Genomic DNA, 24,938 nt, shown 5'->3' on the forward strand with positions numbered 1-24,938 from the left:
GGTGGCGCGGGACGGATGCCCGTCGGGGGAGACAGAGGCGATGCGGTCGAGACGGATCTTGGGATGGCTGCTGCTGGCGTGGTCCGCGGTCGCCGGCGCGGCGGTGCCGCCGACGCCGCAGCCGCGCCAACTGACCGTGGCCGACGGCCTGCCGTCCAACAGCATCAATGGCTTCGCCGAGGACAAGCTCGGCTACCTGTGGCTGGCCAGCAGCGACGGCCTGGCGCGCTTCGACGGACGCGGCTACCGCATCTGGCGCATCGAGGACGGCCTGCACGCCAACAAGATCTGGTCGGTGCACGTCGATGCGCAGAACCGGGTCTGGTTCGGCACCGACGGCGCCGGCCTGGGCATGCTCTCGGCCGACCGCCGCCAGTTCCGTTACTACGATCGCATCACCTATCCGCAGATCGGCGGCACCTCGGTGTGGGCGATCGCCTCCACGCCGGACGGCAGCATCTGGTTCGGCACGTCCGCCGGCGGCCTGCACCAGTTGCAGCCGGACGGCCGCCTGCGCCGGTTCATGCCGATCGACGGGGACCCGCGCAGCCTGCCCTCGGCCAGCGTGACCCGCCTGGCGACCACACCGGACGGTAGCTTGTGGGTGGGCACCCGCGGGGGCCTGGCGCGCTGGACCGGGCACGATTTCCAGCGGCTCGACGCCGCCGCGCTGCCGCGGCCGGAGGTGCAGGGGCTGACCCCCGAACGCGATGGCACGGTGTGGGTCGCCACCACCGGCGGTGCGCGCCTGGTGCGTGCCGACGCCAGCGTGGTGGAGCCGTACTGGCGCAACCTGCCCGGCGGCAGCGTGCTGGGCATGCTGGCGCACGATCGCCATGGCACGCGCTGGTTCGACACCATGGACGGGCTGGGCCGCGAGAGCGAGTCCGGGGTGATCCGCAACGTGCCGCTGTACAGCAATTCCGCGCACGGGCTGGTCAAGCCGAACTGGTCGCTGGCGTTCGAGGACCGCGAGGGCGGCCTGTGGTTCGCCAGCACCAATGCCGGCCTGTGGCACCTGCCGGCCAACTGGCAGCAGTTCTCGGTGCTGTCCTACCGGGTGGACGACCCGGAGTCGATGGGCAATCCCTACGTGCTGGCCACCGCCGCTTCCCGCGACGGCGCCGTGTGGCTGGTGGGCACGCGCGGGGTGCTGGACAAGCTCGATCCGGCCACCGGCGCCGTGCGTCGGCACATGCGGGCGCTGTTCGGTCTGGACTGGACGCGGGCGATCGCCGAGGACCCGCAGGGTCGGCTGTGGGCGGCGGCGGCCGGCGGCGTGTTGCGCTACGACCCGGCCAGCGGCGAGGTCCGGCGCTGGGACGAGAACGCCGGTGCCGATGCGCCGATCACCGAGCAGGTGGACCGCATCGTCTTCAGCAGCGACCGCCATGTCTGGATCTTCAGCGACCTCGGCGGCGTGCAGGTGCGCGATCTCGATGGCCATGTGCTGCGCAACATGGCGCCGGGGACCGCTGGCGTGCCCATGGATCTGGTGGTGGAGGAGGCGCGCGCCGGGCCGCAGGGCCAGCCCTGGCTGCTGGGGCAGCACGGCCTGCTTGCCTGGAACCCGGCGCACGCGCGGTTCGAGCCGGTGCCGGGCGCACCGCAGCGCGCCCTGAGCGCACTGGCGATCAGCGAAGGCAACGTGGTCTGGCTGGCCAGTGTCGGCTGCCTGGAGCGCTATCTGTGGGATGGCAGCCGGCTGAGCCTGCTCGACCGCATCGATGCCGACCAGGAGTTTCCGGCGCTGGCGCCGAATGGCCTGGTGGTCGACGCCAGCGGCGTCGCCTGGCTGAGCAGCATGCGCGGCCTGATCCGGGTCGACCCGGCGAGCAAGGCGATCCGCTCCTACGGCGTGCACGACGGCCTGCCCAACCAGGAGTTCCAGACCCGCAGCCTGGTGCAGGCGCGCAGTGGGCAGATCCTCGGCGGCACCCCGGACGGGGTGGTGCTGTTCGAGCCGTCGCAGGTGGTGCCGTCGCGGCGGCAGCCGCCGCTGGTGATCGAGCGCATCGGCGTGCGCCGCGGCGAGCGCGGGCTGGATCTGTTGCACGCCGACCGCATCGTGCTGCAGGAAGGCGATCGCGATCTGCACGTGGTCGCGCGCCTGCTGTCGTTCTCCGACACCGACGCCAACACCTACCGCTTCCGCCTCAGCGGCTACGATCCGGACTGGGTCGACGTGGGCGCCAGCGGCGAGCGCCTGTTCTCGCGGCTGCCGTCGGGCCACTACACCCTGGAGATGCAGGCGCGTACCGCCGACAAGGTGTGGTCGAAGGTGATCACGCTGCGCTTCCGCGTGCTGCCGCCGTGGTGGCGCAGCCCCTGGGGCGTCGCCGGGCTGGCGGCGCTGGCAGCCCTGGCGCTGTGGTTGCTCGCCTATCTGTACCGGCGCCGCCTGCGCCGGCGCGCCGCCTGGCAACTGGCGGTGCACAAGCAGGAGGTGGCCGAGCAGGCCTCGCTGGCCAAGACCCGCTTCCTGGCTACGCTCGGCCACGAGGTGCGCACGCCGATGACCGGCGTGCTGGGCATGAGCGAACTGCTGCTGGCCACCCCGCTGGATGCCAAGCAGCGCCGCTATACCGAATCGATCCGCGACGCCGGCTCGCATCTGCTGCGCCTGGTCAACGATGCGCTGGACCTGGCGCGGATCGAGGCCGGGCGCCTGGAACTGGAGCAGCAGCCGTTCGACCTGGGCCGGCTGATCGCCGAACTGGAGGCGATGATGGGGCCGATGGCGCGCAGCCGCGGGCTGGTCTTCGCCCTGGACAACGCCATGCCGCCGCAGGTCACCGCGCGCGGCGACGCCACGCGGGTGCGGCAGATCCTGCTGAACCTGCTCAACAACGCCATCAAGTTCACCGAGCACGGCAGCGTGCAGTTGCGGGTGGCGCCGTTGCAGCCGCAGCAGGGCGTGCGTTTCGAGGTCGCCGACACCGGGCCGGGCATCAATGCCGACCAGCAGGCGCGATTGTTCCAGCGCTTCGAGCAGGCCGACGGGCCGCGGACCGCCGCGCGCTACGGCGGCAGCGGCCTGGGCCTGGCGATCAGCCAGGAACTGGCGGTGGCGATGGGCGGGCGCATCGACCTGAGCAGCCGGCTCGGTGCCGGCACGCGCTTCGTGGTCGACCTGCCGTTGCCGTGGGTGCCCGAGCCGCTGCCGCAGGCGCCGCGCGACGCCCGCGCGTCCGCCGGCGCCGCAGTGCCGCGGCGGATCCTGCTGGTCGAGGACGACCCGACCGTGGCCGAGGTGGTCGGTGGCCTGCTGCGCGCGCGCGGCCACCACGTCACCCACGCCGCGCATGCGCTGGCCGCGCTGACCGAAGCGGCGGCCAGCACCTTCGACATCGCCCTGCTGGATCTGGATCTGCCTGGCCTGGACGGCCTGGCGCTGGCGCGGCAGCTGCGCGCCTTCGGCTACGGCATGCCGCTGATCGCGGTCACCGCCCGCGCCGATGCCGACGCCGAACCGCAGGCGCGTGCCGCCGGTTTCAGCGGCTTTCTGCGCAAGCCGGTGACGGGCGAGATGTTGGCCAAGGCGGTGGAGGGTGAGCCGGGCCCGGAAGAAACACCGCAACCGGGGAAGCACGGCAGCGACGATCGCCCTTAGCGCGTTCGCCGCGCCACCGCCGTCGTAGGAGCGGCTTCAGCCGCGACCGGGCATTGCCGAGAACGCCCGGTTGCGGCTGAAGCCGCTCCTACGCGATTCAACGGATCTGGCAGACCGCGATACCGCCGCCGTTGCGACTCCCCAATCCCGACTCCCCAATCCCCGCTGCCCGGCTACTCCGCCACCTCTTCCACCTGCTTCGGCAACGGCCGCGTATCCGGCAACTGCCAGAAGATCAGCGTCGAGGTCAGGGTGATCGCGCCGACGCAGACGAAGGTCGCATGCAGCGCCGCGGTGGCGCCATGGGTGTCGCCGAGGTGGGTGTTGAACGCGGCCAGCAGGCTGCCGGCGGCCGCGGCGCCGAAGCCGGTGGCCAGCATCATCACCATCGACAGCAGGCTGTTGCCGGCGCTGGCCTGGTCGCGGTCCAGGTCGCGCAGGGTCACGGTATTCATGACGGTGAACTGCAGCGAGTTGACCGCGCCGAACAGGGCCAGCTGCAGCAACCGCCAGCCCAGCGGCTGGCCGGCGTCGAACAGCAGGAAGCTGGCCATCGCGGTGCCGACCAGCACGGTGTTGGTCATCAGCACGCGGCGGTAGCCGAAGCGTTCCACCAGCTTCACCGCCGCGCGCTTGGAGGCCATGCCGGCCAGCGCCACCGGGATCATCATCAGCCCGGCGTTCATCGGGCTCATACCCAGGCCCACCTGCAGCAGCAGCGGGATCAGGAACGGCATGCTGCCGCTGCCCACGCGCGAGAACAGATTGCCGAGGATGCCGATGCGGAAGCTGGTGACCTTGAACAGATGCAGTGGGAACAGCGGCGCCGCCGCGTTGGCCGCGTGCAGCCAGTAGCCGATCAGCGCCGCCAGCCCGGCGATCGCCAGCAGCATCACGAAGGCGTGGCGCAGGCCCAGTTCGGAGATGCCGTCCAGCGCCAGCGACAGCGCGACCATGCCGAAAGCCAGCATGGCGTAGCCGATCAGGTCGAAGCGGGTGCGCTGCTCGCCGTAGAAGTCCGGCATGATCTTCAGCGCGGCGGCGAAGCCGATCGCGCCGATCGGCAGGTTGATCAGGAACACCCAGTGCCAGGACGCCACCTGCACCAGCCAGCCGCCCAGGGTCGGCCCGACCAGCGGCCCGATCAGCGCGGGGATGGCGATGAAGCTCATCGCGCTGAGGAACTGCGCGCGCGACACCGAGCGCATCACCGCCAGCCGGCCGACCGGCAGCAGCATCGCACCGCCGATGCCCTGCAGCACCCGCGCGGCCACCAGATACGGCAGCCGCGGCGCCGCCGCGCACAGCAGCGAGCCGAGGGTGAACAGCACGATCGCGATCAGGAAGGTGCGGCGGGTGCCGTAGCGGTCGGCGATCCAGCCGGAGGCGGGAATGAACATCGCCACCGCCAGGGCGTAGCTGAACACCACCGACTGCATCTGCAGCGGACTTTCGCCGAGGCTGTGGGCCATCGCCGGCAACGCGGTGTTGACGATGGTGGCATCGAGCATCTGCATGAAGATGGCCAGCGACACCAGCCACAGCAGCGGACGGAAACTACGCGCGTTAGGAACGGCGATCGGATCGGAAGAGGGCGCGGACATCGGCACGCAGGGCGACGCGGGGGGGGGGGACAATAGGATCGCGCAGATCGCGTCGCCGTGCCGTGCAGCCGCGCTTGCGGCGCGTGCGTCATCCAGTCGGCGCTCAGCGATGGCGCTGGAAGGGTGGGACCCGTGACCCGGGATTCTTCCGCACGTGCAGCGCGGTTGCGACCGCACTGTGGGAGGGACTTCAGTCCCGACGGGCCTTGCCGGGAAAGTTTGTCGGAACTGAAGTCCCTTGCACAAGAAAATCGCCGCCTCCCATCGGGTCGCGCGATAACGATTTTGCTCGGAACCCCAGGCTTCCCGCGTCCCGTCAGGGCGCGGTGTCTGCAGCGATCGCCGGCACATGCAGCGCGACGCAGTTGCCTTCGCAATCCTCGATTTCCGCGACCTCGCCGAAGGCGCCGACCAAGGTCGGCGGATACAGCACGCGGCCTCCGGCGGCGACCGCTTTGTCGAGCGTGGCGCGGATGTCCTGCACCGTGAAGTACAGGCGCGCCCCAGCCTGGCCGGGCGTGTAGCTGTCGCCTTGGGCCAGCGCGCCGCTGGCGCCTGGATGGCCCGGCGCATAGGGGAAGAACGCCATCGCGTTGCCATCCACGTGCGCACGTTCGAACGTGGTATCGAACACGGCGCTGTAGAAGGCGATGGCACGCTCCAGGTCGGCGGCCGGGATTTCGAAGTAACTGACCGGATTCATGCGCGTGGCCTGGCCGACGGGACCGCATTGTCGCGCAATCGGCGTCGTGGGTGGTCCGGCGCGCACATGGGACGAGAGCCGTAACGACTGCAGTGGTCGTGTTCTAGGAGTGCGATCACGTATAGCCTCGCTGCCACGGATGGACCGACAGCAGCGAGGCCCCGTTCCTGTGCTACAAGCGTACTAACAAGGTAATTAATCCACTTGCGAGAGCCAGCAGGCTAAGAAACAACAAGAAAGTGGAATATCCGTAATTGACGAACGGTCTGCGCTTCTGCAGGGACCTGTGGTAGAAGATGACACCAGTGGCATAGGTGGCGACCATGCCGCCATACAACAAGGCTGCTTTCCAATCCAGATCGTCTGTCGATTGCCACCCGATCGATGCCAAGCCGGTGGCGAAAAACAACAACAGGAACGAGCGGATGAGGGGAATATTACCAATGGGAATCGTATTCATCGGGTCAGGGGCTGTATGGTACACATTGTGCCAGAAGGAGTGGCCGAGCACGCGATTATAAAACCTTGGTTGACGGGGACGCCTGGTGGTGTATTCCACTTCACGCCGAGGGCATCTAAATGATCCACCATTTCGCCCCCCGTTGTTACTCCAGTGACAGTGTTTAGGTAGACGTAATTTGTACTTCCTCCGATGCCGCCGCCCGCATCAACTGTGTTTTCCGGTATGCGGTTTCCTGCAGCGTCATGCGCCGAACCCTTGAGATAGGAGTATGCTCTGGCATTGAAGTCCCAGCCGACTTGAAAATAAGATCCATCGGGGAACTGGATGTTATTTACTATCGTGAAGGGGGTTTTTAAGCCAGTTATGGCCACGAAATTTGTAAGGGTTGAGAGGGCTACGCGGGTTCTGTCTTGGGCCCAGTAGAAAAATCCGAGATTGTTGCGGTTAAAGTTTATATTGATGGCGGCTTCTCGATAGGCGGGCGTTGTCACCGCATCGAACGCCGTCATTTTGCGGGTGGTCTCGCTTGCTGCCCTAAATTTCGATTGCGCTGAAGCGGTAGGGATGTCAAAGTCGGATACGACAGTGTGCCGTATATCTGTAGTTCCGGTGGCATCGTAAAGTTCTAGCCCGTAGTTCAGTAGTTGCGAGTCTTCGGATGTCAGTGGAATCACTGTGACGGAAATTTTGCTTGCAAATGAAGTGCTATTTTTTTGGACATGCGCGTACGGGGTGGTTATGCCCTGCGTGAGGTAATGGGTCAGCTTGCGATTGGTGAAATCCCAAAAGTAGTGATGTCCATTACCGAGATCCTGCGCTTGAAATCTAAGGGCTTGGTTCGAGCATCCGTTGCATACGGATGCAGTATCCTCTGCTTTTGCAAAAAACGAACATGCGAAAAGGATTGAAAATAATCCTGCGAGTGTTTTTTTCATAAGAACCGTCCTTGATTTTTTGATGGGACCGCATGCTTGGCAGCGGTGCGATACAGCGAGTTTGTAAAGCAATGCCTTTACTGCGAAGTGATGCTCTAGCGTCTGTGACGCTCTTCTAAGTTACAATCCTCAGGTCTTGCGCGGGTAGACACCGCGCAGACTGGAGCGGTCGCCTTCGCGATGCATAACGCGGCATTCTGACCCTGGGCAGGCATGTGCAATCTTTCGCCAGCGGGTCGGCAGCGGCTGCCGCTGCCATATGGCTTACCCGAGTCGGTTGCGCCGGCTATGCCGCTGCACCGCTTCCACCAACGCGCCGACGTGTTCGGGCTGCATGTCCGGCGACAGGCCGTGGCCGAGATTGAACACGTGGCCGTCCAGCGAGCCGTTATTGCCGTCGGCATAGCTGCGCAGCACGCGCTGCACTTCGCGTTCGATCGCCTCCGGCGCGCCGTACAGCATCGCCGGGTCCAGGTTGCCCTGCAGGGCGACGCGGCCGCCCGTGCGGCGCGCGGCGTCGGCCAGGTCGATGGTCCAGTCCACGCCCACGCCTTCGGCGCCGGAGCCGGCCAGTTCCTCCAGGTAGGGCGCATTGCCTTTGCCGAACAGGATCAGCGGGGTGCGCTCGGCACCGTCGCCGCGCCCCAGTTCGCGGGCGATGCGCTGCAGGTAGGGCAGGGAGAACTCGCGGTACATGGCCGGGCTCAGCACGCCGCCCCAGGTGTCGAACACCTGCAGCGCCTGCGCGCCGGCCGCGCGCTGCGCCGCCAGGTAGGCGATCACCGCGTCGGTGTTGACCGACAGCAGTTGGTGCAGCGCCGCCGGGTCGTTCAGCGCCAGCGCCTTGATCCGCGCGTAGTTGTCGCTGCCGCCGCCCTCGACCATGTAGCAGGCCAGGGTCCAGGGGCTGCCGGAGAAGCCGATCAGCGGCACGCTGCCGTCCAGTTCGCGGCGGATCACCCGCACCGCGTCCATCACGTAGCGCAGCTCGGTCTCCATGTCCGGCACGCCGAGCCGGGCGATCGCCGCGGCGTCGCGCACCGGGTGGCGGAACTTGGGGCCTTCGCCTTCGACGAAGTACAGCTCCAGGCCCATCGCATCGGGAATGGTGAGGATGTCCGAGAACAGGATCGCCGCGTCCAGCGGGAACCGCGCCAGCGGCTGCAGGGTCACTTCGCAGGCCAGTTCCGGGGTCTTGGCCATGGCCAGGAAACTGCCGGCGCGGGCGCGGGTGGCGCGGTACTCGGGCAGGTAGCGCCCGGCCTGGCGCATCAGCCACACGGGGGTCTGGTCCACGGGCTCGCGGCGCAGCGCGCGCAGCAGACGGTCGTTCTTGAGCATGGGGGATTCCTTAGCGCGGCGCGTCGGCGCCACGGGTGAACATGACCTGGAAGCCGCGCTTGAGCTGGGCGTCGCGGGCTTTCTCGAAGGCGGCGTTGGCGTCTTCCTGCTGCAGGTAGAGCTCGCGCCGGAGCTGCGCACGGCCGCCGATCTGGCCACTCTCGCGCAACAGTTCCCAGCCGCCGAGCAGGTCCGGCTGCAGGGTCAACTGCAGGTAGCGTGGCGGCTCGTTGCCGTCGGGGCGTTGCTGGAGGAAGACGCGCATGCGCCGATTGTAGCGGGTGCCGGTGCAGGCGACGTGGCCCGGTCGGCGGAACGCTGCGGGCGCTCAGCCGGCACGGAAGCCGCGGCGATAGGCCGAGGGCGGCAGCCCCAGGTCGCGCGTGAACTGCAGGCGCAGCGCGCCGGCGCTGCCGAAGCCGCAGTCGGCGGCGATGCGCTCCAGCGGCAGGTCGGTGCGCTCCAGCAACTGCTGGGCGCGCACCAGCCGCTGGTGCGCCAGCCACTGCACCACGGTGGTCCCGGTCACCTGGCGGAACTGCCGGGTGAAGCTGCGCCGGCTCATCCGCGCGTGCGCGGCCAGCGCATCCAGCCGTTGCGGCTGGTCCAGGCGCTGCAGCATCCAGTCCAGGGTCGGGCCGAGCAGGGCGTCGCGGCGACTGGCCGGCAGCGGCTGTTCGATGTACTGCGCCTGGCCGCCCTGGCGATGCGGCGCCACCACCAGGCGCCGGGCGATGCGGTTGGCGACGTCGGCGCCGTGGCGGCGTCGCACCAGGTGCAGGCAGCAATCGATGCCGGCCACGGTGCCGGCCGAGGTCAGCACGTCGCCGTCGTCGACGTACAGCACGTCCGGCTGCAGCCGCACCTGCGGATGGCGCTGCGCGAAGCGCGCCAGCGCCGCCCAGTGGGTGGTGGCCGGACGGCCGTCGAGCAGGCCGGCGTCGGCCAGCACGAAGGTGCCCAGGCATAGCCCCACCACCTGCGCGCCGCTGGCGTGGGCGCGGTGCAGCGCCTGACACAGCGCTGCCGGCGCCGGCTCGGCGGCATCGCGCCAGGACGGCACGATCACCGTGTCGGCACCCTCGAGCGCTTCCAGGCCGTGCTGCACCTGGATGGCGAAGCCGGCGTCGGTGCGCAGCGGGCCCGGATCGGTCGCACAGACCCGCAGGTCGAAGGCTGGCAGGTCGGTGTCCGGCCGCGCCTCGAACACCTGGCAGGGCACCGCCAGGTGGAAAGGGCTGATGCGGTCGAAGGCGACCACGGCGATGCGATGCGGCGACATGGCCCGATTTTAGCGAAAACGGTGGTTCGGGCCACTCGTCGGCGCGGGGGCGGCCGCCGACACTGGCCGCCCCTTTGCCTCGGAGCCACCGCATGTCTTCTCCCCGCCGCGCCCTGCTGGTCATCGATGTCCAGAACGAATACTTCGATGGTGGGCTGCCCATCGCCCATCCGCCGGTGGCGCAGTCGTTGCCCAACATCGTGCAGGCGATGGATGCGGCCCAGGCGCACGGCGTGCCGGTGCTGGTGGTGCAGCACACCGCGCCGGCGCAGGCGCCGGTGTTCGCCGACGGCAGCGCCGGCTGGGCGCTGCACCCGCAGGTCGCCGCGCGGCCGCATGCGCGCCTGCTGCGCAAGACCCGGCCCAGCGTGTTCGCCGACACCGACCTGGCCGCCTGGCTGCAGGCGCAGGCGATCGACACCCTCACCGTGGTCGGCTACATGACCCACAACTGCAATGCTTCCACCGCGTACGAGGCCTTCCACCGCGGGCTGGCGGTGGAAGTGCTGGGCGACGCCAGCGGCGCGCTGCCGTATGCCAACGCCGCCGGCCAGGCCAGCGCCGAGGAGATCCACCGGGTGTTCGGCGTGGTGTTCCACAGCAACTTCGCCGCGGTCGCCGACACCGCGCAGTGGATCGCGGCGGTGCAGGCAGGGCAGCCGCTGCCGCGCGACAACGTGCTGCAGTCCAACCGGCGCGCGCGGGGCCTGGCATGAGCGGCGTGCCGCGGGTGTTGCGCGCGCGCGATTTCACCGGCAGCCGCGCCTGGGAGGCGTTGCCGGTGGCGCTGCTGGACGGGATCGGCGTGCGCATCCACTGGACCGATCAACCCTATGTCTGGCACGTCAACGACGGGCAGGAGGTGTTCGTGGTGCTGGATGGGCGGGTGCAGATGCGCTGGCGCGTGCATGGCGTCGAGCAGGCCACGCTGCTGCAGCCCGGCGACGTGTTCCATGCACCGGAAGGCACCGAGCACGTGGCGCATCCGCAGGGGCCGGCGCGGGTGCTGGTGGTGGAGCGCGACGGCAGTCCGTGAGCCCTCGGGATCCGCTCCCGGCAGGCGGGGGTTGCGATGGTGCCCGATGTGTCGCTGTCGATGACGCGTGTACAGGGCGACGCACACGGCGCATTCTGATGTGCGTTCTATCACGGAGCCATCACTGTCGATCTGGCGTCATTGGGACAGGCTATGCCGCTGCGTGCGCACAGAGATCCTGGTGTCACGGCATCGCCATTCACCACGAGTGCGGACGCGGCCGGTATGCGAAGCCAGAGCGATGGGCGGTTCCCTGGGCAGCACCCCGAGGTTGGCGCGGGACGGGATCCCGCGCGGCCTGCTGCTACTTTCGACGATTTCTCACTGCCGTGCGCGCCACCCTGGCGTGCCGGCGAGCGCGCCATGCCACGCGCCGCGCACGGCATGGGGCGCGTCGCGATCTTCGCCGGACTGGCCGCGCTGTGCCTACTGATCCTCGGCGTCTGGTACTGGCGCACACACCGCCAGCAGCCCGCGCCGGCGCCCGAGCCCTTGCGGGTGCAGACCATGACGGTCGCGCCGCACCGGGTGCCGGACATCATCGAGACCTCCGGCACGCTGCTGTCGCCGCAGACCGTGGAAGTGCGCGCGCAGGCGGACGGGGTGCTGCAGTCGGTGCTGATCCATGACGGCGAGCAGGTCCACGCCGGGCAACTGCTGTTCACCATCGATCCGCGGCCGCTGCGGGCGGCATTGGCGCAGGCGCGCGCCACCCTGGCCCGCGACCAGGCGCTGGCGGCGGATGCGGCCGATACCGAGGCGCGCTATGCCAAGCTGTCCAAGACCGGCGCGGTGGATCCCAAGACCTACACCACGGCGGCCGACACGCTGCGCTCGCTGCGCGGCACCGTCGCCGCCGACCAGGCGCAGGTCGAGCAGACGCAGCTGTCGCTGGCCTACACCCAGGTCCGCGCGCCCATCGACGGCCGTGCCGGTGCCATCGCGGTCAAGCCGGGCAACCTGGTGTCCAGCGGGTCCAGCACCGCGCTGGTCACGCTCAACGTCAGCACCCCGATCGAAGTGCGTTTCGCGCTGGCGCATGTGCAGGTCGATGCCGTGCGCGCCGCGCCGCTGGGGCACCAGGGCCTGGGGCTGCCGGTGCTGGCACTGGATGCGGTGAGCGGCACGCTGCTCGATCGCGGCGAGGTGGCGTTTCTCGATAACGCCTTCGACACCAGCAGCGGCACGCTGGAGTTGCGCGCCCGCTTCGCCAACGCCGGCGCCATGCTGTTGCCGGGACAGTTCGTCACCGTGCGGGTGATCCTGGCGGAGGAACCGCAGGCGCTGTCGGTGCCCGAGAGCGCCCTGCAGCAGGGACAGCAGGGGCCGTACGTGTATTGCGTGGTCGATGGCCACGCTGCGGCGCGGCCGCTCAGCGTGGCGCGGATGGTCGACGGGCAGGCGGTGATCGCCAAGGGCCTGCGCGCGGGCGACCGCGTCATCCTCACCGTGCCCAACGAACTGCGCGACGGCAGCGCGGTGCAATCCGGCAACCCGCACGCCACGCCGAACGCGGCGGCGACCGGACGGCCTGCGTGAACCTGTCGGCGCTGTTCATCCGCCGCGCGGTGATGACCTCGGTGCTGATGATCGGGCTGGTGCTGGCCGGCGGCATGGCCTATTTCGCGCTGCCGGTCAGCGAGCTGCCCGACGTCAGCTTCCCGACCATCACCGTCAACATGTCGCTGCCCGGCGCCAATCCCGAGACCATGGCCGCGGCGGTGGCGACGCCGCTGGAGCGCCAGTTCAGCGGCCTGCCGGGGCTGGACACGATGAGTTCGACCAGCAGCGTCGGCAGCACCCGCATCGTGTTGCAGTTCGCGTTGAGCCGCAATGTCGATGCCGCCGCGCAGGACGTGCAGAACGCGGTGTCGCAGGCGGCCGGCCTGCTGCCGCGCGAGATCAACCCGGCGCAGATCCAGAAGGAGGATCCCAGCGCCGCGCCGATCATGCACCTGATCCTGCGTTCCAAGACCATCGCGCTGCCGCTGCTCAACCAGTTCGCCAAGGACCGCGTGGCGCTGCGCCTGGCCTCGGTGCCGGGCGCCGGCCAGATCGACGTCAACGGCGCGCAGAAGTACGCGGTGCGCCTGTTCGTCAATCCGCACCTGCTCGCCGCCCGCCACCTGGGCTTCGACCAAGTGGTCTCGGCGGTGCAGGCGGGCAACAGCAACGCCCCGTCCGGCACGCTGATGGGGCGCGCGCGGTCCTACACCGTGCGCGCCGACGGCCAGCTCAAGCGCGCGGTCGATTTCGACGCCATGGTGCTGAGCTATGCGGACGGTGCGCCGGTGCGCCTGCGCGATGTCGGCCATGCCGAGGACAGCGTCGAGAACCTGCAGACCGCGGCCTCGCTCAACGGCCAGCGCGCGATCGAGATCAACATCCATCGCCAGCCGGGCGCCAACACGCTGTCGGTGACCCAGGGCATCCAGGCGGCGCTGCCGGGGATCCGCGCGCAGTTGCCCGGCGACGCCCAGCTCGACGTGCTCTACGACCGCGGCGACTACATCGGCGCCTCGGTGGAGGACGTGGAGTGGACCCTGGTCGGCTCGCTGGTGCTGGTGATCGTGGTGATCCTGCTGTTCCTGCGCAGCTGGATGGCGACCCTGATCGTGGCCCTGGTACTGCCGACCTCGCTGATCGGCACCTTCGCGGTGATGCGCCTGCTGCACTTCAGCCTCGACAACATCTCGATGCTGGCGCTGACCCTGTCGGTCGGCTTCGTGGTCGACGATGCCATCGTGGTCATCGAGAACATCGTCCGCCACGCCGAGCAGGGTGCCAGCCGCATGGACGCGGCCATCGCCGCCTCGCGCGAGATCGGCTTCACCGTGCTGTCGATGACGGTGTCGCTGTCGGCGGTGTTCCTGCCGATCGTGTTCATGGGCGGATTGGTCGGGCGGTTGTTCTCCGAGTTCGGCATGGTGATCGCGATCGCGGTGATCCTGTCCGGCATCGTCTCGCTGACCCTCACGCCGATGCTCGCCAGCCGCTGGCTCGATCCGAAGAAGAGCAGCGGCTGGGTGTTCGAGCGCTTCGACCGGCTGGTCGACGCCAGCGAACGCGGCTACGCGCGCTCGCTGGCCTGGGCGACCGAGCGCATCGGCCTGATGTGCGTCGTCGGCCTGGCCACCCTGGTCGGCACCGCCGGCGTCTACGCCGTGGTCGAGAAGGGCTTCATCCCGCAGGTCGATTCGGGAAAGATCGACGGCGACACCCGCGTGCCGGAGGGCACCGCCTTCGCCGACTTCGTCGCCAAGCAGGCGGCGGTGGTGAAGATCATCCAGCGCAATCCCAACGTGGCCAACGTGGAGTCGGTGATCGGCTCGGACAATTCGCTCAGCAACAGCGGGCGCCTGCTGATCGGGCTCAAGCCGCTGTCCGAGCGCAGCGGCAGCGCCGAGCAGGTGATCCAGGACGTGCGCAAGCAGGTCGCGGCGATCCAGGGCATCACCCTCAACATGCGCAATCCGCCGGCGATCGACATGGGGCCGACCGCCTCGAACGGATCGCTGCAATACGTGCTGCAGTCCACCGACCAGAAGGCGTTGTACGCCCAGTCCGACACCATCCTGCAACGCATCCGGCAACTGCGCGAAGTGCAGGATCCGCAGAGCGACCTGCAGCTCAAGAACCCGGAGATCGAGGTGGTGCTGCACCGCGAGCAGGCCGCCGCGCTGGGCGTCACCGCCGCCGGCCTGCAGGACACCCTGGCCAGCGCGTATGGCGGCCGCAAGATCAGCACCATCTACGGCGACACCGATCAGTACGAGGTACTGCTGCAGGTCGACCCCGCGGCGCAGGCCGACCTCAACGGCCTGGATGCGCTCTCGTTCAACGGCAACCAGAACCCGGGCATCACCGCGATCGGCACGCAGACCTCCAACAGCAGTTCCGGCACCAGCGCGGTGCTGACCGCGGCCGGCGGTCCGATGGTGCCGCTGCGCGCGGTGGCCGACGTGCGCATGGGCGTGGGACCGGTGGCGATCAACCATTACGCCGGCCTGCCGGCGGTGACGCTGTCGATGAACCTGGCGCCGGGCGTGTCGCTGGGCGATGCCGCCACCGGCATCGGCAACCTGATGGCGCAGACCCTGGGCAAGGACGACGCCCGCGCCATCAGCGGCCAGTTCGCCGGCTCGGCGCAGGCCTTCGAGAATTCGCTGAAGACGCTGCCGATGCTGCTGCTGATCACCGTGCTGCTGATCTACGGCGTGCTGGCGATCCTGTACGAGAACGCGCTGCATCCGATCACCATCCTGACCTCGCTGCCGCTGGCCGGGTTCGGCGCCATCCTCATGCTGGTGCTGTTCCGCCAGGAGCTCAATCTCTTCAGCTTCGTCGGCCTGATCCTGCTGGTCGGGCTGGTCAAGAAGAACGGCATCATGATGGTGGACTACGCGCTGGACCTGGAGCGCTCGGGCGAGGAACGCTGGAAGCAGCCGCGCGCGGCGATGCTGGAAGCGGCAACGGTGCGCTTCCGCCCGATCATGATGACCACCCTGGCGGCGGTGCTGGGATCGTTGCCGATCGCGCTGGGCTTCGGCGCCGGCGCCGAGGCGCGACGCCCGCTCGGCATCGCGGTGGTCGGCGGCCTGCTGTTCTCGCAGGCGCTGACCCTGTACCTGACCCCGGCCTTCCACATCGCGATGGCCGAATGGCTGGCGCGCCGCCGCGCACGTCGCGATGGCGCCGCGCCGCCGTCGGCACCGACGCTGCCGGAGCCGGCCTGATGCGCGCGTTCGCGCTCGCTGCCGCGTGCCTGCTGTCGGCGTGCAGCCTGACGCCGGCCTACGTGCGGCCCGCCGCACCGATTCCGCCGTCGTGGCCGGTGGGCGATGCCTACCTGGCGCAGCACGAGGCCACGCTGCCGTCGCTGAGCTACCGGCAGGTGTTCGCCGACCCGCGGCTGCAGGCGCTCGTCGCGCAGGCGCTGGACAACAACCGCGACCTGCGGATCGCGCTCGCCGACATCGCCCAGGCGCGTGCGCAGTACCGGATCCAGCGCGCGGCCCTGCTGCCGGAGGTGGGGACCAGCGCGACCTATATACGCTCCTATCGCGGCAAGGGCGCGGCGCCGGCCAACGACGCCACGCAGGGCGGCAACGCAGCGGCCGCGCCGGCGGCGGGCTATGCCAGCAATTACGATCTTGGCCTGGGCGTCACCGCCTTCGAGCTCGACCTGTTCGGCCGGCTGCATGCGCTGAGCATGGCTGCGCAGCAGCGCTACCTGGAGCAGGAGGCGGCGGCCCGGGCCACGCGCCTGACCCTGGTCGGCGACATCGCCACGGCCTGGCTGACCTACGCCAGCGACCGCAGCCTGCTGACGCTCGCGCAGGACACCGTGCGCAGCGCCGGCGCCAGCGTGGCGCTGACCGCGCAGCGTGTGGACGGCGGCATCGTGCCGCACTCGGACCTGGACCAGGCCAACCAGGTGCTGCATGCCGCGCAAGCCGACCTGGCCGCGCAGACCACGGCGCTGGCGCAGGACGCCAATGCCTTGCAGTTGCTGGTGGGCGCTCCGGTCGATCCGGCGCTGTTGCCGGGTTCGATCGAGGAGGTCGCGGCCAGCATCGGCGATCCGCCGGCCGGCCTGGACACCAGCGTGCTGTTGCGTCGGCCCGACGTGGTGCAGGCCGAATACGAACTGCGCGCGGTCAACGCCCAGATCGGTGCGGCGCGCGCGGCGTTGTTTCCCAGCATCAGCCTGAGCGGCCTGCTGGGCCTGACCAGCACCGCGCTGTCGCAGTTGTTCACGCACGATGCGCGCACCGCGTCGCTGGGCGCCGGCGTCGCCTACACGGTGTTCGATGGCGGCGCGGCGCGCGCAAATGTGCGCTACACCGAGGCGCAGCGCGATGCCGCGGTGGCCGGTTACGAAAAGACCGTGCAGACCGCCTTCGGCGAAGTGGCCGATGCGCTGGCCCGGCGCGGCACCATCGATGCGCAGTTGCAGGCGCAGCGCGCGCTACTCGCCGATGCCGCCAACACCTACGACGCCAGCGCGCAGCGCTACCGCGAGGGCGTGGAGAGCGCGCTGTCCAACCTGGATGCGCAGCGCAGCTACTACGCCGCGCAGCGCAGCCTGGTCGCGGTGGAACTGACCGCGGCCACCAATCGGGTGACGTTGTATCGCACCCTGGGCGGGGATGCGTCGCTGGAGCGCACCCAGCCCTGAGTGCGTCGGACGTGGTGGGCGGCACGCTGCAGCCGTGAGCGCTGCATGGCGTGCCGCCCATCGTGCGCTTACTTCAGGTGCTCGCGCAGGCCGTCGCCGGCCTGCTGGATGGCGGTCCGCACCGCGGGCACGTCGCGCAGGGCATTGAGCAGGCCGAAGTCATGGATCAGCCCGTTGTAGCGGGTCACCGTCACGGTGACCCCAGCCTGGTCCAGCGTGCGGCCGAAGGCTTCGCCCTCGTCGCGCAGCACGTCCAGTTCGGCGGTCTGAATCAGCGTCGGCGGCAGGCCGGCCAGTTGCGCCGGGGTGGCGCGCAGCGGCGAGGCGGTGATCTCGGCGCGGGCCTTGGGATCGGTGGTGTAGTTGTCCCAGAACCAGGTCATCATGTTGCGCGTGAGGAAGTAGCCGCTCTGGAACTGCTGGTACGAGCCATCGTCGAAGCGGGCATCGGTCACCGGCCACAGCATCAGGTCGTAGCGCAGCGCCGGCGTTCCGGCTGCCTTGGCCTGCAGCGCCACCGCCGCGACCATGTTGCCGCCGACGCTGTTGCCCGCCAGCGCCAGGCGCTTGCCGTCCACGCCGATCTGCGCGCCGTGCTCGGCGACCCAGCGGGTGGCGGCATAGGCCTGGTGGATGGCGACCGGGTACTGCGCTTCCGGCGACGGCGTGTAATCCACGTAGACCGCCACCGCGCCAGAGGCGTTGACCAGGTCGCGGATCAGGCGTTCGTGGGTCGGGAAGTCGCCCAGCACCCAGCCGCCGCCGTGGAAGAACATGAAGGCCGGCAACACCTGGCCATCCGTGTGCGGCGGCCGCACGATCACCAGGTTCAGCGGCTTGCCGTCGGCCTGGATGGTGGTGCGGCTGACCTCGGCCGGCGGCAACGGCGTATTGGCCTGGGCGTCGCGCAGCACCTGCCGCGCCTGCGCCGGCGTGAGCTGTTCGATCGGCGTGCCGCCGCTGCCGTTGAGCGCAGCGAGGAACTGCGCGACCGGGCGCAACGGCGCGGGCTGGTCGGCCGGCGTCGCGGCGGTGGCGGTGCCGATCGCGCCGGCCAGCAGCGAGGTGGCGAGCAAGGGAAGCAGGGTCTTCATGGCGGTTTCCTGGGGCATGCCGGGCGGGGGTGCCGGCGACAGGCGTGACTTTGCGCGCCGAGGCGATACGATGGGTGGCGAATCGTCCAGAAAACTTTGCCTGGAGTCCAAAATGGCCGACCGCCTGGCCGCCCTGTTGACCCACTTCTCGGTCAGTGCCGAGGTCTTCCACGCCGGCACGCTGTGCGGCCTGCACCGGCTCGACGATGGCGACCGCGGCCAGTTGCACCTGCTGCGCCAGGGCCGCGTGGTCGTCCGCAACGGCGATGGCAGCGTGCTGCGGATCGACCGGCCTAGCCTGCTGCTGTACCCGCAGCCGCTGCCGCATCATTTCGAGACCGATGCGCAACGGGGCGCGGATTTCGCCTGCGCGCACCTGCGCTTCGGCGGCGGCGCGGCCAATCCGCTGGTGCGCGCCTTGCCGGCCTGCATCTGCCTGCCGCTGGACGCGCTGCGCCAGGGCGAGGCGCTGCTGCAGCTCCTGTTCGAGGAGGCGTTCGCGCAGCATTGCGGGCGCCAGGCGGTGTTGAACCGCTTGTTCGAGGTGGTGCTGGTGCACGTGCTCCGCGAGTTGATGGAGCAGGGGCTGGCCGACGCCGGCATGCTCGCCGGCATGGCCGATGCGCGGCTGCGGCTGGCGCTGACCGGCATCCACGACGCCCCGGCGCAGCCGTGGACGCTGGAGACCCTGGCGGCGCGTGCCGGCATGTCGCGCAGCGCGTTCGCGCGCAGTTTTCGCGAGACGCTCGGTTGCACGCCGGGCCAGTACCTGCAGGACTGGCGCATCGCCCTGGTGCAGCGCGGCCTGCGCGAGGGACGGCCGCTGAAGCAGCTTGCCGACGAGGTGGGCTACGGCAGCGAGGCCGCGGTGTCGCGCGTGTTCAAGGCGCAGGTGGGGCAGAGCCCGCGCGCGTGGCGGCAGGCGCGCTGAGGACGGGGGCCATTGGCGCCAGCGCCTTGGGCGCGCGTGGCGTCTGCGCGATGTGCGCCGGCTCAGCCGGCGGCCAGCACCGCCAGCACCTCGGCCTCGTCCACGTCGGGCACGATCTCGGCGTGGCCGATGCCGCGCCACAGCACCAGCCGCAGGCGCCCGGCCAGGTTCTTCTTGTCCAGGCGCATGCGCGCCAGCAGCGCCTCCGGCGCCAGCCCGGCCGGCAGCGCGGTGGGCAGGCCGAAATCGTGCAGCAGCGCGCGCAGCTGCGCCGTGTCCTGCGCGCTGGCCATGCCCAGCCGCGCCGACAGTTCCGCGGCCAGCACCATGCCCACCGCCACCGCTTCGCCGTGGTTGAGGTTGGCGTTGTCCGGGGCGCCGTAGCCCTGTTCGGTCTCGATGGCGTGGCCGAAGGTGTGGCCGAGGTTGAGCAGGGCGCGCTCGCCCTTCTCCAGCGGATCGCGGGCGACGATCTCGGCCTTGTGTTCGCAGCTGCGCGCGATCGCCTGCGCCAGCGCGGCCGGCTCGCCGGCCAGCAGCGCGCGGCGTTCGGCATGCAGCCATGCGAAGAACAGCGGGTCGCGGATGGCGCCGTACTTGATCACCTCGGCCAGCCCGGCGCGCAGTTCGCGCGGCGGCAGGCTGCGCAGCGTGGCGGTGTCGGCCAGCACCGCGCGCGGCGGATGGAACGCGCCGACCAGGTTCTTGCCCTGCGGGATGTCCACCGCGGTCTTGCCGCCGACCGAGGAGTCGACCATCGCCAGCAGCGTGGTCGGCAGTTGCACGCAGTCCACGCCGCGCATCCAGCAGGCGGCGGCGAACCCGGCCAGGTCGCCGACCACGCCGCCGCCCAGGGCCAGCACGCAGGCGTCGCGGGTGGCGCCCAGCGCGGCCAGCGCGGCGATCGCCGCGGCGAAGTGGTCCAGGGTCTTGGAGGCCTCGCCGGCGGGAATCACGAAGTCGCCGATCTGCAGGTCCGGGCGCGTCGCCAGCAGCGCGCTGCGGACCTGCGCGGCATACAGCGGCGCCACCTGGCTGTCGCTGAGCAGCAGCACGTGGCGGCCGCGCACGTGCGCGGCGAGGGCGGCGCCGTCGTCGAGCAGGCCGGGGCCGATGCGGATGGTGTAGGCCGGGTCGCCAGCGACCTCGACCGTGCGCGATGTTGCGGTCATGCAGTGGGTTCCGGAAGTTTCCACGACGCGGCCAGGCGCACGACCAGTTGCGCGGTGGCCTCGGCCGGGGTGAGGTGATCGGTGTCCAGGATCAGGTCGGCGACCTCGCGGTACAGCGGTTCGCGCACCGCGTGCAGGTCGCGCAGCACCTGCTCGCGGTCGCCGCGCTGCAGCAGCGGGCGGCTGCGGTCGCGGTGCAGGCGCTGCAGTTGTGCGGCCACGCCGACCCGCAGGTACACCACGAAGCCGTGCTCGCGCATCTCGCGGCGGCTGTCGGCATTGAGCACGGCGCCGCCGCCGGTGGAGATCAGGTGGCCGGGCGTGCTCAGGATGCTTTCCAGCACCGCGCGCTCGTGCTCGCGGAAACCGGCTTCGCCGGCGTGTTCGAACAACGAGGCGATGCTGGCGCCGGTGCGCTCGACGATGGTCTGGTCGCTGTCGACGAAGACCAGGCCGAAGCGCTCGGCCAGGCGGCGACCGATGACGCTCTTGCCGGCGCCCATCGGGCCGACCAGCACCAGGTTGGGGGCGGGATTCATCCGCCGATGCTAGCAGAGACCGACGCCGCCCCGCGCGCCGCGCAGGCGCCGCGCGCGGGACGTTGCGCGGCGAAGCGTGCGTCGCGCGGTGCATGGCGCGACAATGGCGCATCGTCCGCCGAGTGCCTGTCGCCATGCCCGATCTCTACGCCGAAGCCCTGTCCACGTTCGCCGACCTGTTCGCCGAGGCGCGCACCAGCGACGAGGCCGAATACAACGCCATGGTCGTGTCCTCGGCCACGCTGGAGGCGCGCCCCTCGTCGCGGGTGGTGCTGTTGAAGGCCTACGACGCGCGCGGCTTCGTGTTCTACACCCACCTGGACAGCCAGAAGGGCCGCGAGTTGCAGGCCAATCCGCAGGCCTCGCTGCTGTTCCTGTGGCGGCGCATGCGCGAGGACGGGGTGCAGGTGCGCATCGACGGCGAGGTGCAACTGGTCGCCGCGGCCGAGGCCGACGCCTATTTCGCCTCGCGCCCGCGCATGAGCCAGATCGGCGCCTGGGCCTCGGCGCAGTCGCGCACGCTGGCCTCGCGCGAGGAGTTCGAGGAACGCGTGGCCAAGGCCGAGGCCACCTTCGAGGGCCGCGAGGTGCCGCGCCCGGACGGCTGGGGCGGGTTCCGCGTGGTGCCGCGCAGCTTCGAGTTCTGGTACGGCGCCAAGTACCGCCTGCACGAGCGCTGGCGCTACGAAGCCGACGCCGCCGGCCGCTGGAGCAAGCGGATGCTGTTCCCGTGAGCGGTGCCGGCCCGGGCTGTCGCGGCACCGCCGCCGCGGTGCGGGCGTGCTCGTGCGAGGCGCACTGAGCGTGGGCCCGCAGCGCATCGTCTGCCTGACCGAGGAGCCGACCGAGACGCTGTACGCGCTCGGCGAGCAGCAGCGCATCGTCGGCATCAGCGGCTTCACCGTGCGTCCGCCGCAGGCGCGCCGCGACAAGCCCAAGGTCAGCGCCTTCACCAGCGCCAGGATCGGCGAGATCCTCAAGCTGCAGCCGGACCTGGCGATCGGTTTTTCCGACATCCAGGCCGACATCGCCGCCGAACTGGTGCGGCACGGCGTGGAGGTGTGGATCGCCAACCATCGCAGCGTCGACGGCATCCTCGACTACATCCGCCGGCTCGGCGCGCTGGTCGGCGCCGGGCCGCGCGCCGCGGCCTACGCCGACGATCTGCAGCGCGGCCTGGATGCCATCGCCGCGCAGGCCGCCACGTTGCCGCGGCGGCCGCGCGTGTACCTGGAGGAGTGGGACGAGCCGATCATCACCGGGATCCGCTGGGTCGCCGAACTGGTGGGCATCGCCGGTGGCGAGGACGTGTTCCCGGAGCTGTCGGTGCAGCCGCTGGCCAAGGCGCGGATCCTCGCCAACGGCGACGAGGTGGTGCGGCGCGCGCCGGACATCATCCTCGGCTCCTGGTGCGGCAAGCGCTTCCGCCCCGAACGTGTCGCGGCGCGGCCGGGCTGGTCAGCGATGCCGGCGGTGCGCGACGGGCAACTGTTCGAGATCAAGTCGCCGCTGATCCTGCAGCCGGGACCGGCCGCGCTCACCGACGGCGTGCGCGCCATCGCCGACATCATCCAGGCCTGGGCCGTGGGCGTGGGCGCGCGCTAGGGCGGGGCTGCCTGCCAGGCCGCAGTCGAAGCGGTCGCGATGCGTCCGTTGCCGCGGCATCGTGTGTCGCGGAAGAACAGCCGCTTCGCATCCTCTTGCGATGCGCCCGTCACCACGACGCGGCAGCGAACGGGCGCGATGACGCCTCTAGCCAGGCCCCGGCTGGGTCCGGCCGGCGATGCCCAGGCCGAGCAGGGCCATCAGCGCGGCCACGGCGAAGGTCGACAGGTAGGCCGCCGCGGCCGAGTAGGCCAGCAGCGCGGCGAACAGCGAGCCGCCGACCGCCAGCGTGGTCGCCACCGCGATCGCCTCGCTCAACTGCAGCGCCGAACTGTTGCGGCCCTGCCGCGCTGGTGGCGACAGGGTCAGGGTCAGCACCGCCAGGGTCGGGTAGATCAGGCCCATGCCCAGGCCGGTGGCGGTCCAGCCGCCGATCGCCAGCGCCGCGGGCACCGCCGGCAGCAGCGCCAGCGTGGTGGTCGCGATGCCCAGCGCCATCAGCGTGCAGCCCAGGCGCAGCCGCTGCAGCCGGGTCGCGTCGCGGCCGTAGTGGCCCTGGTACCAGGAGCCGGCGAACCAGCCCAACGCACCGGCGCTCAGCGCCACGCCCGCCCACACCGGCGACAGCCCGCGTTCGCGCGACAGCAGCAGCGGCAGGAACGCCTCGCAGCCGAAGAACGCCGACCCGGCGACGCCGCGCAGCGCGATCACGCTGGGCAGGCCGCGCGCGGCGCGCAGCGTGCCCGCAGGCAGCAATCGCCAGGTGCACAGCCCCAGCAGCACCAGCGCCGTCGGCAACAGCAGCGCCGCCCACAGCCCGCGCTGCTGGCCGCCCAGGTACAGCAGGCACACGCCCGCGGCCGCACCCAGCGACCATAGCCGCGCCGCGCCGCTGGCGCCGTCCGCGCTGGTGGCGGGCGGCAGGCGCCGCAGTGCCGGCCACAGCAGCGCCGCCGCCGGCAGCGCCAGCAGCGGCACCGCCAGGAACACCCAGCGCCAGCCGACGTGTTCGACGATCAGCCCGCTGATGCTGGGGCCGATCAGCGAGGGCACCACCCAGCCGGCGGAGAACGCGGCGAACATGCGCGGGCGGATCGCCTGCGGATACAGCCGCGCGACCAGCACGTACAGCACCACCGAGATCGCGCCGGCGCCCAGGCCCTGCACCAGCCGGCCGGCCAGCAGGACGTCCATCGACGGAGCGAAGCCGGCCAGCAGCAGGCCGCAGACGAAGCAGGCCAGCCCGGCCCACAGCGGCGCCGCCGGCCCGTGCAGGTCGCTCCAGCGCCCGGCCACGGTCATGCCGATCACGCTGGTGGCCAGGGTGCCGCCGAAGGCCAGCGCGTACAGCCGCAGGCCGTTCAGTTCGCGGGCCACGGTCGGCATCGCCGCGGCCACCGCCAACGCCTCGAAGGCGATCAGCGAGACCAGCGCGACCATGCCGATGGTGGTGGCGCGGTAGGCCGGCGCCAGCACGGAGCCGGCAGCGTCGGCGCTGGGCGGGGCATCGGCGGCGCTGGCGGTGGCGTGTTCTTGCATCGGAGTACCTGGGAAAACGGATGGATGGGGGGCATGCGGCGACTTGCGTGGGCGCCTGCGGTCCGTGCAGCATGCAACCTCAACCGGACTCGAGGTCAAGCGATGCAGGAGGAACTGAGCGTCGGGCAGGTCGCCGCGCGCAGCGGCGTGGCCGTGTCGGCGCTGCATTTCTACGAGAGCAAGGGCCTGATCCGCAGCATGCGCACCGCTGGGAACCAGCGCCGCTACACGCGCGACGTGCTGCGCAGGCTGGCGGTGATCCGCGTGGCGCAACGCGTCGGCGTGCCGCTGGACAGCGTCAAGGCCGCCTTCGCGCAGTTGCCCGACGCGCGCACCCCGACGCGCGCCGAATGGGCACGGATGTCGGCGGTGTGGCGCGAGGAACTGGACGCGCGCATCCTGCAGCTGACCCGCCTGCGCCACCAGCTCACCGACTGCATCGGCTGCGGCTGCCTGTCGCTGCGCCGCTGCCGGCTGAGCAACCCGGCCGACACCCTGGCCGCGCACGGCGACGGTCCGCAGCGCTGGGCGGAGGAGTGAGCGGCGCGTCTGTGCATGGCGACTTCTGTGATTGCCTTGCTCGTGCTTACGTCGGTTTGTCCGTAGGAGCGGCTTCAGCCGCGACATGCCTCACCGGTAACGCCCGGTCGCGGCTGAAGCCGCTCCTACGGCACGCGACGGCGCCGCAATGTGGGATTGAGACGGTGTGGGAGGGACTTCAGTCCCGACGCGGTACCGATGGACGTCGCGGCATGGCCGCTTTTGCGCGCTCAGGCGATGCGCAGAGTGATTGCCTTGAGCGCGGCGCGGGTGCAGAACTTTTCGAGATGATGGAGACGTAGTTCCTTCATCCTGCTCTCAGTTTGCACGAGCGAAGAGGAAAGGGCCCCTGACGCTGCA

21 protein-coding genes are annotated in these 24,938 nt (G+C 70.3%); 10 read left to right on the forward strand and 11 right to left on the reverse strand.

All coding sequences use genetic code 11. The annotated features are described in order from the left end of the window. Positions 1-58: 58 nt before the first annotated feature. On the forward strand, positions 59-3,613 hold the full coding sequence (locus PG878_RS06915) for a hybrid sensor histidine kinase/response regulator (RefSeq protein WP_209029689.1): 3,555 nt from the start codon (positions 59-61) through the stop codon (positions 3,611-3,613). 173 nt (positions 3,614-3,786) lie between these two features. On the opposite strand, the gene mdtD is transcribed toward PG878_RS06915, so the two are convergent. The 7 genes from mdtD to PG878_RS06950 form a co-directional block, all read right to left on the reverse strand. Further along, complete coding sequence (gene mdtD / locus PG878_RS06920; RefSeq protein ID WP_209029690.1) at positions 3,787-5,217, reverse strand: multidrug transporter subunit MdtD; 1,431 nt, start codon at positions 5,215-5,217, stop codon at positions 3,787-3,789. Positions 5,218-5,533: 316 nt separating this feature from the next. After that, a complete protein-coding gene (locus tag PG878_RS06925; protein WP_209029691.1) occupies positions 5,534-5,920 on the reverse strand; it encodes a VOC family protein in 387 nt (128 codons plus the stop codon). 172 nt (positions 5,921-6,092) lie between these two features. After that, a complete protein-coding gene (locus PG878_RS06930) occupies positions 6,093-6,380 on the reverse strand; it encodes a hypothetical protein (RefSeq protein ID WP_209029692.1) in 288 nt (95 codons plus the stop codon). Further along, entirely contained in the window at positions 6,377-7,318 is a 942-nt protein-coding gene (locus PG878_RS06935) for a hypothetical protein (RefSeq protein ID WP_209029693.1), read from the reverse strand. The genes PG878_RS06930 and PG878_RS06935 overlap by 4 nt, the downstream gene beginning before the upstream one ends. Before the next feature lie 264 nt (positions 7,319-7,582). Continuing rightward, on the reverse strand, positions 7,583-8,659 hold the full coding sequence (gene hemE / locus PG878_RS06940; protein ID WP_209029694.1) for a uroporphyrinogen decarboxylase: 1,077 nt from the start codon (positions 8,657-8,659) through the stop codon (positions 7,583-7,585). 10 nt (positions 8,660-8,669) lie between these two features. Continuing rightward, on the reverse strand, positions 8,670-8,924 hold the full coding sequence (locus tag PG878_RS06945; RefSeq protein ID WP_010344159.1) for a WGR domain-containing protein: 255 nt from the start codon (positions 8,922-8,924) through the stop codon (positions 8,670-8,672). A gap of 63 nt (positions 8,925-8,987) precedes the next feature. Beyond that, positions 8,988-9,941: a GlxA family transcriptional regulator gene (locus PG878_RS06950; protein WP_209029695.1), complete on the reverse strand. Its 954-nt coding sequence runs from the start codon at positions 9,939-9,941 to the stop codon at positions 8,988-8,990. Between the two features lie 92 nt (positions 9,942-10,033). On the opposite strand from PG878_RS06950, the gene PG878_RS06955 reads away from it, so the two are divergent. From PG878_RS06955 to PG878_RS06975, 5 genes are all read left to right on the forward strand, one after another. Continuing rightward, positions 10,034-10,657, forward strand: a complete 624-nt coding sequence (locus tag PG878_RS06955; protein ID WP_209029696.1) for a cysteine hydrolase family protein — start codon at positions 10,034-10,036, stop codon at positions 10,655-10,657. Continuing rightward, positions 10,654-10,977: a cupin domain-containing protein gene (locus PG878_RS06960; protein ID WP_209029697.1), complete on the forward strand. Its 324-nt coding sequence runs from the start codon at positions 10,654-10,656 to the stop codon at positions 10,975-10,977. The genes PG878_RS06955 and PG878_RS06960 overlap by 4 nt, the downstream gene beginning before the upstream one ends. Before the next feature lie 363 nt (positions 10,978-11,340). Next, entirely contained in the window at positions 11,341-12,516 is a 1,176-nt protein-coding gene (locus PG878_RS06965; protein WP_244672441.1) for an efflux RND transporter periplasmic adaptor subunit, read from the forward strand. Then, complete coding sequence (locus tag PG878_RS06970; protein WP_209029698.1) at positions 12,513-15,713, forward strand: efflux RND transporter permease subunit; 3,201 nt, start codon at positions 12,513-12,515, stop codon at positions 15,711-15,713. The genes PG878_RS06965 and PG878_RS06970 overlap by 4 nt, the downstream gene beginning before the upstream one ends. Beyond that, on the forward strand, positions 15,713-17,158 hold the full coding sequence (locus tag PG878_RS06975; protein WP_244672442.1) for an efflux transporter outer membrane subunit: 1,446 nt from the start codon (positions 15,713-15,715) through the stop codon (positions 17,156-17,158). The genes PG878_RS06970 and PG878_RS06975 overlap by 1 nt, the downstream gene beginning before the upstream one ends. 68 nt (positions 17,159-17,226) lie before the next feature. Here the strand turns inward: PG878_RS06975 and PG878_RS06980 are convergent, their stop codons facing one another. Next, positions 17,227-18,252, reverse strand: coding sequence for an alpha/beta hydrolase (locus PG878_RS06980; RefSeq protein ID WP_209029700.1), 1,026 nt, complete (start codon positions 18,250-18,252; stop codon positions 17,227-17,229). Between the two features lie 112 nt (positions 18,253-18,364). Here PG878_RS06980 and PG878_RS06985 point away from each other — a divergent pair, with 112 nt between their 5' ends. Further along, positions 18,365-19,183: an AraC family transcriptional regulator gene (locus tag PG878_RS06985; protein WP_209029701.1), complete on the forward strand. Its 819-nt coding sequence runs from the start codon at positions 18,365-18,367 to the stop codon at positions 19,181-19,183. Positions 19,184-19,245: 62 nt separating this feature from the next. On the opposite strand, the gene aroB is transcribed toward PG878_RS06985, so the two are convergent. Then, positions 19,246-20,355 (reverse strand): 3-dehydroquinate synthase, encoded by a 1,110-nt coding sequence (gene aroB / locus PG878_RS06990; RefSeq protein WP_209029702.1) that lies wholly within the window; start codon positions 20,353-20,355, stop codon positions 19,246-19,248. Further along, positions 20,352-20,894 carry a shikimate kinase gene (locus tag PG878_RS06995; RefSeq protein ID WP_010344147.1) on the reverse strand — a complete coding sequence of 181 codons (543 nt, stop codon included), beginning with the start codon at positions 20,892-20,894 and terminating at the stop codon, positions 20,352-20,354. The genes aroB and PG878_RS06995 overlap by 4 nt, the downstream gene beginning before the upstream one ends. Positions 20,895-21,028: 134 nt before the next feature. Between PG878_RS06995 and pdxH the strand changes: the two genes are divergently transcribed. Together pdxH and PG878_RS07005 are read left to right on the forward strand one after the other, a co-directional pair. Beyond that, positions 21,029-21,628 carry a pyridoxamine 5'-phosphate oxidase gene (pdxH, locus tag PG878_RS07000; RefSeq protein ID WP_209029703.1) on the forward strand — a complete coding sequence of 200 codons (600 nt, stop codon included), beginning with the start codon at positions 21,029-21,031 and terminating at the stop codon, positions 21,626-21,628. A 70-nt stretch (positions 21,629-21,698) separates the two neighbouring features. Further along, complete coding sequence (locus PG878_RS07005) at positions 21,699-22,499, forward strand: cobalamin-binding protein (RefSeq protein ID WP_209029869.1); 801 nt, start codon at positions 21,699-21,701, stop codon at positions 22,497-22,499. A 147-nt stretch (positions 22,500-22,646) separates the two neighbouring features. Here the strand turns inward: PG878_RS07005 and PG878_RS07010 are convergent, their stop codons facing one another. Further along, the gene (locus tag PG878_RS07010) at positions 22,647-24,038 is read right to left on the reverse strand and encodes an MFS transporter (protein ID WP_209029704.1); all 1,392 of its coding nucleotides are present in this window, start codon (positions 24,036-24,038) and stop codon (positions 22,647-22,649) included. 102 nt (positions 24,039-24,140) lie between these two features. Here PG878_RS07010 and soxR point away from each other — a divergent pair, with 102 nt between their 5' ends. Beyond that, positions 24,141-24,578, forward strand: coding sequence for a redox-sensitive transcriptional activator SoxR (gene soxR, locus PG878_RS07015; RefSeq protein WP_010344143.1), 438 nt, complete (start codon positions 24,141-24,143; stop codon positions 24,576-24,578). The last annotated feature ends 360 nt before the right edge of the window (positions 24,579-24,938 follow it).

The organism is Xanthomonas hawaiiensis (assembly GCF_031834635.1).
Lineage (GTDB): Bacteria > Pseudomonadota > Gammaproteobacteria > Xanthomonadales > Xanthomonadaceae > Xanthomonas_A > Xanthomonas_A sacchari.

What these genes read in the sequence shown, in the direction of transcription:
- PG878_RS06965 (WP_244672441.1), top strand. Translation starts at nt 11,341, where the DNA reads ATGCCACGCGCCGCGCACGGCATGGGGCGCGTCGCGATCTTCGCCGGA.
- soxR (WP_010344143.1), top strand. Translation starts at nt 24,141, where the DNA reads ATGCAGGAGGAACTGAGCGTCGGGCAGGTCGCCGCGCGCAGCGGCGTG.
- PG878_RS06995 (WP_010344147.1), bottom strand. Translation starts at nt 20,894, where the DNA reads ATGAATCCCGCCCCCAACCTGGTGCTGGTCGGCCCGATGGGCGCCGGC.
- PG878_RS06945 (WP_010344159.1), bottom strand. Translation starts at nt 8,924, where the DNA reads ATGCGCGTCTTCCTCCAGCAACGCCCCGACGGCAACGAGCCGCCACGC.
- hemE (WP_209029694.1), bottom strand. Translation starts at nt 8,659, where the DNA reads ATGCTCAAGAACGACCGTCTGCTGCGCGCGCTGCGCCGCGAGCCCGTG.
- pdxH (WP_209029703.1), top strand. Translation starts at nt 21,029, where the DNA reads ATGCCCGATCTCTACGCCGAAGCCCTGTCCACGTTCGCCGACCTGTTC.
- PG878_RS07010 (WP_209029704.1), bottom strand. Translation starts at nt 24,038, where the DNA reads ATGCAAGAACACGCCACCGCCAGCGCCGCCGATGCCCCGCCCAGCGCC.
- PG878_RS06985 (WP_209029701.1), top strand. Translation starts at nt 18,365, where the DNA reads ATGGCCGACCGCCTGGCCGCCCTGTTGACCCACTTCTCGGTCAGTGCC.
- mdtD (WP_209029690.1), bottom strand. Translation starts at nt 5,217, where the DNA reads ATGTCCGCGCCCTCTTCCGATCCGATCGCCGTTCCTAACGCGCGTAGT.
- aroB (WP_209029702.1), bottom strand. Translation starts at nt 20,355, where the DNA reads ATGACCGCAACATCGCGCACGGTCGAGGTCGCTGGCGACCCGGCCTAC.
- PG878_RS06950 (WP_209029695.1), bottom strand. Translation starts at nt 9,941, where the DNA reads ATGTCGCCGCATCGCATCGCCGTGGTCGCCTTCGACCGCATCAGCCCT.
- PG878_RS06980 (WP_209029700.1), bottom strand. Translation starts at nt 18,252, where the DNA reads ATGAAGACCCTGCTTCCCTTGCTCGCCACCTCGCTGCTGGCCGGCGCG.
- PG878_RS06960 (WP_209029697.1), top strand. Translation starts at nt 10,654, where the DNA reads ATGAGCGGCGTGCCGCGGGTGTTGCGCGCGCGCGATTTCACCGGCAGC.
- PG878_RS06930 (WP_209029692.1), bottom strand. Translation starts at nt 6,380, where the DNA reads ATGAATACGATTCCCATTGGTAATATTCCCCTCATCCGCTCGTTCCTG.
- PG878_RS06975 (WP_244672442.1), top strand. Translation starts at nt 15,713, where the DNA reads ATGCGCGCGTTCGCGCTCGCTGCCGCGTGCCTGCTGTCGGCGTGCAGC.
- PG878_RS06935 (WP_209029693.1), bottom strand. Translation starts at nt 7,318, where the DNA reads ATGAAAAAAACACTCGCAGGATTATTTTCAATCCTTTTCGCATGTTCG.
- PG878_RS06955 (WP_209029696.1), top strand. Translation starts at nt 10,034, where the DNA reads ATGTCTTCTCCCCGCCGCGCCCTGCTGGTCATCGATGTCCAGAACGAA.
- PG878_RS06925 (WP_209029691.1), bottom strand. Translation starts at nt 5,920, where the DNA reads ATGAATCCGGTCAGTTACTTCGAAATCCCGGCCGCCGACCTGGAGCGT.